Raw genomic sequence first — 8,618 nt, 5'->3', positions numbered from 1 at the left:
GGCCCGCGCCGTCGTTGAGGCCCAGCGACGGCACGAGGCAGCCGCCGAGCTGGTCCAGGGTGTTCTTCAGCTTGCGCCAGATGAGGCACGGCCCGGACCCGCTCTTCCAGCGGACGAAGTTCTCGTGCAGGGCCGAGATGTTCTCGAGCGCCACCGGCCCCAGGCTCATCCGCTGCAGGGCCTCGCGCACGAGCGGGCTCGTGTCCGCGATCTCGATGGCACCCCATCTGCCGTGCACGGTGATGCTGTCGCCGCCGTCGTCCACGAAGGCGTCCTCCAGCAGCGACCACAACGGGCGGCCGGTCGGGACGTGCGACTGGGTGGGCACCACGGCGACTCCGCTCTGGTAGTTACAGGAACAGTGGGACGGGGTTCATCTCGTCGTAGCTGCGGGGCTGTGCCAGCCGACCCAGTTGTACCGGCACGTCGTAGAGCCTCCCTTGAGCGAGTCTCGACCAGAAGTGCCGCAGCCCCGGCACGACCACCCGCACGACCGGGAGCCCGATGTCGGGCCTGGTCTGGTCGAGCACCAGGACCTCCATGCCCTTGGCCTCCAGCACGTCCCGCAACGCCCCGATGTCGTCGGTCAGGTCCGCCCGGTGGACGTGCCGGTGGTGGTCCGCGTCGTGCGCGGGCACGGACGGGTCCGGCGCCAGCCAGGGGTTGCCCGCGAGCGTGGCGGTCTCGACCCAGCGCCTCAGGTCCACGTCGAACTTCGACAGGTCGACCGGGTCGCACACGGCCGGCATGCACTGGTTCAGCTCGGTGAGCGCGCGGCGGGCCGCGATCCGCGGGTCGAGGTGGGCGCCGCAGCCGAACATGATGTCCTCGCGGTCGCCACCGGTGCGCCGCGAGACCGCGACCATCACCGGTACGCCGAGGTCGGACGTGACGTCGAGCAGCCACACCTCGCGCCCGATGCCCGCGTGCACCGCGCGGAGCTCGTCGACCCACGAGTCGCGGAACGAGTCGAGGTCCACGCCCGGCACCGGTGTGCGGTTGTACCACCAGATGCCGACGGCGTCCCGCTCGATGAGCTCCAGGAGTCCTTGCAGCACAGCGTCTTCGAGGCTGCTGCCGGCGGCGCAGCCGTTGGAGTCGGACGTGACGCTCGGCGGGCAGGGGGCGCCGAAGTAGCACATCCCGGTGGGCAGGAACTTGTGACGCTGCTCGGTGAGCGACCACAGCGGCGTCCAGTCCATCACCTCGTCGTCGTCGAACGGCGCGGTGACGTGCTGGAACGCGGCGTGCTGCGCGTTCCACGCGGCGCGGCCGGCGTACTGGCGCGGGTGGTGCAGCTGCACGGAGTCGGGGTGGATCGCGCGGTCGCCGAGCGAGGTGTAGCTGGCGCTCACCCGCGCCTCCTCGCCGAAGTAGGCGCAGCTGCGCCGTTCCACGGCCTCGCACAGGGCGCCGACCTCGGCGTCGAGCGGCGTCACGCCCTTGCCGCCGGTGTCGGCCCGCAGCGCCGAGCGCAGTCCCTCGACGCCCTCCCCCGCGGCCGCGAGGTTCGTCCCGGACACGTAGGAGTTGAAGAAGGCCGGTCCGCGGTCGGTGCGGCGGATCTCCGGCACCACGCCGGTGACCGGTCCGACCAGGTGGCGGTAGGTGTCGAGCACCTCCTGCGGCGGCGACGACCGGTGGCCGCCGCCGTCGCAGGAGCGCTTCACGCGACTCGTGAGTTCGACCGGCTCGAACGCCCTGCGCGCGACAATGCGGGGGTCGCCGCAGCCGGGGCACTGCGGACGGCGCCGCACCTCGTGCTGGGTGACCTTCATGGTGATGCTGTCGTAGTTCCAGATCGAGGACTGCGTCCCGTGGCGGAGTCCCGCCAGCCACTTCGCGGCCTCGACCGAGGCGATCTCCAGCGCCATCGCCCGCAGCGACGGCAGTCCGGTGGCGGGGCGCGGCGCCGGGCCCCGTTGCCCGCAGCGCGCCCGGACGTGCGCCTCCGCCTTCCGGTTCACCGAGAGGCGGGTGGCGAGACAGCGCCAGCAGGGGCCGTCGTCGCCGGGGAGGAGGAAGGGCCCCACGGACACCTGCGCGCCCACGGGCTTGACCAGCAACCAGGGGGTGCCGGCCGCGCGGTGCGCGTCGTCGATGTCGCGGAGCTCGGGGGAGAGGTAGTCGGCACACGCCACGACCGTCAGGTCAGCCCTCCCCGAGGTGACCGTCAGTCCGTTGTGCCGCAATGCTTCTGCTACTGCTTCTCGATCTGTGTCACCGATGGCGACCACGGACACGAGCGACGTCGTCGTCGCCTCCGCCGCGTCCGAGGGGTCGAGACCCGCCGCGTCCCAGTACGCGAGCGAGGCCTCCGCCGCCGCGGAGCCGTCCTCCGTGCCGCGCCTGCCGATCAGGCCCGCCGCGGCGAGCCGCGTGAGCATGCGGGCCACCGTGTCGGCGGTCAGGTCGGCGGGAACGTCGCGCAGCAGCCCGGCGAGGTCGCGGGTGCCGTCGAGCAACGGGGCCAGTGTCTCGACGTGGGTGCCGGCGATGGCCGTGACCCCCGAGTCGCCGAACAGGTAGACAGCTTCTCCCTGCACGATCTGCGGCCGGAGGTGGCGTTTGAACCCGATGCGGTGCCAGCCCGGTTCCGCCGTGTCCCGTCTCATGCCGCGAGGACCTCGTCGAGCGCCTGGTACTCGCTGCCGGGCGAGCAGGTGCCCGTGTTGTAGATCCACCACCAGTCCATCGACGCCTCACGGTCGAACTGGTAGATCTTCATGTCGTCGGCGTCGTCCGAGATCGTGGGGACCGAGGTCAGGTGCTGCACCGTCGTACCGGACATTTCGTGACTCCGATGTTTGAGCCGGGGTTGATGTGGGTAATCATGCGGACCTGCGCTAATGGCCCGGTAGTTACCGGCTAATGCGCCCCGGTATGAAGTTTTCATACCCGGCACGGGCAGAACTCACCTGACATCGATGGCCTGTGCACTAACGCCGCCCCGTTGGTCCGAGCAGACTAATGACGTGCTCGGAATCGAAGGAGGGGTCGCGATGCAGATCAAGGTCCTGGGGCCGGTCGAGGCCAAGGTGAACGGTCGCTCGGTGACGCCCACCGCGGCCAAGCCGCGGCAGATCCTGGCGCTGCTCGCACTGCACTCCGGACAGGTCGTGTCCGTTCCCACGCTGATCGAGGAGCTGTGGGGCGACCGGCCGCCGCGCAGCGCCCGCACCACGCTGCAGACCTACATCCTGCAGCTGCGCAAGCTCATCGGTGACGCGCTGTCGTCCGCCGGCGCCGCCGGTGCCAAGGAAGTGCTGGTCACCCGCTACGGCGGCTACCTCCTCGACGTGCCGCCGGAGGCCGTCGACGTGCACGAGTTCGAACGCCTCGGCCGCGCCGGCCAGCAGGCGAGCGACGTCGAGGACCACGCCTCGGCGGCGCGGCTGCTGCGCCAGGCGCTCGACATGTGGCGCGGTCCCGCCGTCGTGGACGTGCGACCGGGAATGCCGCTCGGCATCGAGGTCGTGCGCCTGGAGGAGGCCCGGCTCGGCCTGCTCGAGGCGCGCATCGACGCCGAGCTGCGGATGGGCAAGCACAAGGCCCTGCTCAGCGAGCTGTCCGTGCTGACCGTGCAGAACCCGATGAACGAGAACCTGTGCGCGCAGTACATGGTCTCGCTCTTCCGCGCGGGCCGGCAGTGGCAGGCGCTCGACGCGTTCAAGGCGTTGCGCAACACGCTCATCGAGGAGCTCGGCGTCGAGCCGTCGTCGCGCCTGCAGGCGCTGCAGCACGCCATCCTCACGTCCGACCCGCGGCTCGACAGCGCGGAAACCCGGCAGTTGCAACGGCTTCTCGCCTGAGTTCGGCTCCAGCGGCCCCCACCACACTGTGGTGGGGGCCGTTTTGCTTTGCGCCGCAACGGTTTCTTCGAGGAACCCTCCAGTGGCTTACAGGTGTGCGCTGGCAACCTCAGTCGTGGGCGCGCGAGAACTCGCCCGCTGGAGGAAAGGAAGCTAGCCGTGAGCGCACTGACCATCGAGGGCCTCAAGGAGATCCTCAACGAGGCCGCGGGCGACGACGACTCGTTCAAGCCGGGCCAGGACATTCTCGACATCCCGTTCCTCGAGCTGGGCTTCGACTCCCTCGCCCTGCTGGAGACGGTCGCGCTGATCAAGCGCAAGACCGGGGCGTCCGTCGCGGATGACGAGATGGCGTACATCGAGACGCCGCGTCAGTTGCTGGACAAGGTCAACGGACAGATCGCGGCCTGACGCCGGCGACTCGGGAACGGAGACTTTCCATGACGCACACCACCACGCACACGGTCATGATCGGGGCTCCCGCCAAGGTGGTGTACGACCTGGTCGCGGACGTGACGACCTGGCCGTACATCTTCGGACCCACGGTGCACGCCGAGGTCTTCGAACGGGACGGCTCGACGGAGCGGTTGCGGCTGCACGCGTTCGCCAACGGTGACGTGCGCACGTGGACGTCCCGTCGCGAGCTCGACCCGGCGAACCTGCACATCTCCTTCGAGCAGGAGCGCTCCGCCGCACCGGTGAAGAGCATGGGTGGGGAGTGGCGGATCGTCCCGATCGCCGACTCGGCGACACGGGTCGATCTGCTCCACCACTTCACCGCGGCGCAGCCGGAGGCCGTCGACCTCATCCTGAACGCGGTCAACAACAACAGCGACGCCGAGCTGGCCTCCCTGAAGAAGGCGGCCGAGTACGGCGACGACTACGACAAGCTGGTGCTGTCGTTCTCCGACAGCACCACGATCCACGCGAGCCGCAAGGACGTCTACGAGTTCCTGTACCGGTCCGACCTGTGGCCGCAGCGGCTGCCGCACGTGGCACGGCTGGACCTGCAGGAGGCCGTCACCGGGGTGCAGTCCATGGAGATGGACACCCGCAGCCCGGACGGGTCGATCCACACCACGCACTCGGTGCGGGTCTGCACCCCGTACGACGGCATCGTCTACAAGCAGACGCACACGCCGCCGATCATGGCCGCGCACGTCGGCCGGTGGACGTTCCGGGACATCGGCGACGGCATCGAGGCCGGCATCGAGGCGACCTCGCACCACACGGTCGTCATCCGGCCGGAGGTGGTCCCGCAGGTGCTGGGCGCCGACGGGACGATCGAGCGCGCTCGTGAGCTCATCCGCCACGCACTGGGCACGAACAGCCTCACGACGCTCCGGCACGCGAAGGAATTCGCCGAGAACGGATAAGAGGTGAAGCGATGGGGTTGAGTGGCGCGGATTTGCTCACCGCCGCAGCACGCGCTGCAAGCCGCAACGGGCTCTACGTCGTGTCCATGTACCTGGAGAAGGCCGCGGTCGACCACGAGCGCAAGGGGTGCCCGTCCTCGGACGTCGCTCCCTGCGCCTACGAGATCGAGGCCTCACGCGTACTGCTGTCGGGGTTCTGACGGGAAGCGCGAGGGGTTGCGGATGAAGCTCTACGACATCTCGCTGCGCCGCACCGGTCTGTCCATCTCGGACAGGCTGGTCGCGGCGCGGCGCCTCGACGCGCTCGGCGTCGCGTTCGTCGATGGGGGACGGCCCAGCGGGACCTCCCACTCCCGGAGTTTCTTCGGCAGGGCGGCGAACGAGCTCCGGCTGAGGGTCACCACCCTCATCGCTTCGGGAGGTCCCGAGGACCTCCCCGCACTGCTCGCCGCGGAGACGCCCGCGGTGGCGGTGATCGTCCAGGAGCACGGCTTCTCGGTCCTGCGGGAAGCCGTGCGGCACCTCGTGCGCGCCGAGAGACGCGTGGTCGTCGAGGCGCGGGACTTCTTCGACGGCTGGCTGGCCGACCCCGAGCACGCTCTGGAGGTCGTCCTCACGGCCGCGGAGGCAGGGGCGGAGACCGTCCTGCTGCACGACACAGCGGGCAAGCTGTGGCCCGACCAGATCGGCGAGATCGTCGAGGCGGTCGCGGAAACCGGTGTGCCCCTTGGTTTCGGTTGTCACGACGACGGTGGCGCGGCGGCGAAGCAGCTGCTCGCGGCCGACGCGGGGGCGGGCCTCGTACAGGGGTCCTACGCCGTCGTTCGAGGTGGCCTCGATCGAGTCGTTCCACCATCGGTTCATTCGGCAGAGACAGGTATCGCTCCCGTGCCCTGTCCGAGATTGGAGCAGACCGTGTCCGCACAGAAGGCGATTGGAGGTGTCCGATGAGTCGTCGCGCCGTCATCACCGGGGTGGGCGTGGTCGCACCTGGTGGCATCGGAACGAAGGCGTATTGGAAACTGCTGTCCGAAGGGCGTACGGCGACTCGCAACATCACGCACTTCGACGCGTCTCCGTACCGCTCCCGCATGGCGGGAGAAGCAGATTTCGACCCAGTGCGCGAAGGTCTCACTCCGCAGGAGATCCGCCGGCTCGACCGTGCCGCGCAGTTCGCGGTGGTCGCCGGCCGTGAGGCCATGTCCGACTCGGGCATCGAGTTCGACCAGCTCGACCCCGGCCGCATCGGTGTCTCGCTCGGCACCGCGGTCGGCTGCACGACCTCGCTGGAGCGCGAGTTCATCGTCGGCTCCGACCGGGGCAAGTACTGGGAGGTCGACGCCTCCTACGCCGTCCCGCACCTCTACGACTACTTCACGCCGTCCTCGATGGCGACGGAGCTGGCGTGGACGGTCGGCGCCGAGGGGCCGGTCTCCGTGGTCTCCACGGGCTGCACCTCCGGTCTCGACTCGGTGGGCTACGCGGCCGAGCTGATCATGGAGGGCTCCGCGGACGTCGTCGTCACCGGCGGCACCGAGGCCCCGCTCTCCCCGATCACCGTGGTGTGCTTCGATGTGATCCGCGCGTCGAGCACCCGCAACGACGACCCCACCACCGCGTGCCGGCCGTTCGACAAGACCCGCGACGGCCTGGTGCTCGGCGAGGGCTGCGCGATCATCGTGCTGGAGGAGCTGGAGCACGCCCGTGCCCGCGGCGCCCACATCTACGGTGAGATCGGCGGCTTCGCCTCGCGGTGCAACGCCTACCACATGACGGGCCTGCACCCCGAGGGCATCGAGATGTCCGACGCCATCAACATCGCGCTGAAGCAGGCGCGTGCGGACGCCACGGACGTCGGCTACATCAACGCGCACGGGTCGGGCACCAAGCAGAACGACCTGCACGAGACGGCCGCCTTCAAGCGCTCGCTCGGTGCGCACGCCTACAAGACCCCGGTCTCCGGCTTCAAGTCGATGATCGGGCACTCGCTGGGCGCGATCGGGTCCCTCGAGATCGTCGGCTCGCTGCTGGCGTTCGAGCAGGACCTCATCCCGCCGACGGCGAACCTGCACGAGCCCGACCCCGAGTGCGACCTCGACTACACGCCGCTGGTCGCGCGCGAGAAGAAGGTCAACACGGTCCTCACCGTGGGCAGTGGTTTCGGTGGATTCCAGAGCGCCATGGTGCTCAAGAAGGTGGAAGGGGCAGGCCGGTGACTCGGGCGGTGGTGACGGGAATCGGCATCGCGTCGCCGAACGGTTTGGGGCCGACCGCGTACTGGCGGGCGACCCTGCACGGGGAGGCGGCGATCAGGCCGATCACCCGGTTCGACAGCGCCAACTACTGGGCGAAGATCGCCGGTGAGGTGCCGGGCTTCGAGGCAGGCCGGCACCTGCAGGGCCGGCTGCTGCCGCAGACGGACCACATGACGCGGTTGACGCTGGTGGGCACGGACTGGGCGCTGCGCGGCGCGGGTGTGCAGCCGAACGACATCCCCGACACCGACATCGCGGTCATCACCGCGGCGACGGCGGGCGGGTACGAGTTCGGCCAGCGCGAGCTGCAGAAGCTGTGGCACCAGGGCCCGGAGTACGTCTCGGCGTACCAGTCGTTCGCGTGGTTCTACGCGGTCAACACGGGCCAGATCTCCATCCGCCACGGCACGCGCGGTCCCGGCGCGGTGGTGGTGTCCGAGCAGGCCGGCGGCATCGACTCCATCGGCCACGCCCGGCGCCAGCTGCGCAAGGGCGTCCAGCTCGCCCTCACCGGCGGCATGGACTCCTCGCTGTGCCCGTGGGCGTGGGTCGCCCACCAGGCCTCGGGGTGCCTGTCGCGCAACAACAACCCGAAGCGCGCCTACCTGCCGTTCGACCGCGACGCCTCCGGGTACGTCGCGGGCGAGGGCGGCGCGATCATGGTCGTCGAGACGCCGGAGTCGGCGGCGGGACGGCCGGGGACGCGCATTTACGGCGAGATCGTCGGGTACGCCTCGACGTTCGACTCGAAGATGCCGTCGCGGGAGCCGGGCCTCAAGCGCGCGGCCGAGCTCGCCCTGCGCGACGCCGGCATGGACGCCTCGGAGATCGACGTGGTGTTCGCCGACGCGGCGGGCATCCCGGAGCTCGACAAGGCCGAGGCCGACGCGATCAAGGCCATCTTCGGGCCGTACGGCGTGCCGGTGACGGCCCCGAAGACCATGACGGGCCGCCTCTTCGCCGGTGGCGGGTCCCTCGACGTGGCGTCGGCGATCCTCTCCATCTACTGGAGCGCGATCCCGCCGACCATCAACGTCGAGAACCTGGTGCCGGAGTACGAGCTCGACCTCGTGATGAACGAGGCGCGGCACGGCAAGATCAAGGCCGCGCTGGTGCTCGGGCGCGGCAAGGGCGGCTACAACTCCGCCATGGTGGTTCGCGAGTACAGGTGATGC

General features: G+C 69.9%; 9 protein-coding genes and 1 pseudogene. 7 read left to right on the top strand and 3 right to left on the bottom strand.

Annotation, left to right across the window (positions count from 1 at the left end):
* The 3 genes and pseudogenes from ACFWGZ_RS36675 to ACFWGZ_RS36665 form a co-directional block, all read right to left on the bottom strand.
* A pseudogene (locus ACFWGZ_RS36675) lies at nt 1-331 on the bottom strand (hypothetical protein); the annotation flags it as partial.
* A 19-nt stretch (nt 332-350) separates the two neighbouring features.
* Nucleotides 351-2,615: a TOMM precursor leader peptide-binding protein gene (locus tag ACFWGZ_RS36670; protein ID WP_382456187.1), complete on the bottom strand. Its 2,265-nt coding sequence runs from the start codon at nt 2,613-2,615 to the stop codon at nt 351-353.
* Entirely contained in the window at nt 2,612-2,791 is a 180-nt protein-coding gene (locus ACFWGZ_RS36665; protein ID WP_382456186.1) for a hypothetical protein, read from the bottom strand. The genes ACFWGZ_RS36670 and ACFWGZ_RS36665 overlap by 4 nt, the downstream gene beginning before the upstream one ends.
* A 184-nt stretch (nt 2,792-2,975) precedes the next feature.
* Here ACFWGZ_RS36665 and ACFWGZ_RS36660 point away from each other — a divergent pair, with 184 nt between their 5' ends.
* From ACFWGZ_RS36660 to ACFWGZ_RS36630, 7 genes are all read left to right on the top strand, one after another.
* Complete coding sequence (locus ACFWGZ_RS36660; protein WP_382456185.1) at nt 2,976-3,812, top strand: BTAD domain-containing putative transcriptional regulator; 837 nt, start codon at nt 2,976-2,978, stop codon at nt 3,810-3,812.
* A gap of 159 nt (nt 3,813-3,971) precedes the next feature.
* Nucleotides 3,972-4,223: an acyl carrier protein gene (locus ACFWGZ_RS36655; protein ID WP_325517320.1), complete on the top strand. Its 252-nt coding sequence runs from the start codon at nt 3,972-3,974 to the stop codon at nt 4,221-4,223.
* A gap of 29 nt (nt 4,224-4,252) precedes the next feature.
* Entirely contained in the window at nt 4,253-5,188 is a 936-nt protein-coding gene (locus tag ACFWGZ_RS36650) for an aromatase/cyclase (RefSeq protein ID WP_382456184.1), read from the top strand.
* Nucleotides 5,189-5,199: 11 nt separating this feature from the next.
* Nucleotides 5,200-5,388: a hypothetical protein gene (locus ACFWGZ_RS36645; protein WP_382456183.1), complete on the top strand. Its 189-nt coding sequence runs from the start codon at nt 5,200-5,202 to the stop codon at nt 5,386-5,388.
* Between the two features lie 22 nt (nt 5,389-5,410).
* Nucleotides 5,411-6,139, top strand: coding sequence for a hypothetical protein (locus tag ACFWGZ_RS36640; RefSeq protein WP_382456182.1), 729 nt, complete (start codon nt 5,411-5,413; stop codon nt 6,137-6,139).
* Complete coding sequence (locus tag ACFWGZ_RS36635; RefSeq protein ID WP_330849751.1) at nt 6,136-7,404, top strand: beta-ketoacyl-[acyl-carrier-protein] synthase family protein; 1,269 nt, start codon at nt 6,136-6,138, stop codon at nt 7,402-7,404. Before ACFWGZ_RS36640 ends, ACFWGZ_RS36635 begins: the two co-directional genes overlap by 4 nt.
* Nucleotides 7,401-8,615, top strand: coding sequence for a ketosynthase chain-length factor (locus ACFWGZ_RS36630; RefSeq protein WP_382414080.1), 1,215 nt, complete (start codon nt 7,401-7,403; stop codon nt 8,613-8,615). The genes ACFWGZ_RS36635 and ACFWGZ_RS36630 overlap by 4 nt, the downstream gene beginning before the upstream one ends.
* Nucleotides 8,616-8,618: the final 3 nt, after the last annotated feature.

The organism is Lentzea sp. NPDC060358 (assembly GCF_042725365.1).
Classification (GTDB): domain Bacteria; phylum Actinomycetota; class Actinomycetes; order Mycobacteriales; family Pseudonocardiaceae; genus Lentzea.
This window is presented reverse-complemented; position numbering and strand designations above follow the sequence as displayed.